Here is a 227-nt window from a genome sequence, read left to right as displayed (position 1 = left end):
AACAAAATGTTCTTTTCCCCTTTTTCTTTGGCGACGAAGACGTCTTGATGGATTTCGAACACGCCAAAAGCGCTATGGAACGTCTGAATGACGCGGACGCGATACACGTCGTGAAGCGGTTTGTTCTCATCAGACATCGACCATGACGACAGTTTTTCCACCTCATCGATGCGGTAGTCGAACGTCTCGACGCCGAAGTCTTGCATAAAGACGTGGGCGCGGCGCTG

At 51.1% G+C, this 227-nt stretch carries 1 pseudogene; it reads right to left on the bottom strand.

The features are described 5' to 3' along the window. A pseudogene (locus LD028_RS09860) lies at positions 1-227 on the bottom strand (hypothetical protein); the annotation flags it as partial.

It is taken from the genome of Anoxybacillus sp. LAT27 (assembly GCF_022030075.1).
GTDB classification, from domain to species: Bacteria; Bacillota; Bacilli; order Bacillales; family Anoxybacillaceae; genus Anoxybacillus; species Anoxybacillus kestanbolensis.
Note: the sequence above shows the minus strand (reverse complement) of the source record. Positions and strands in the feature narration are given on the sequence as shown.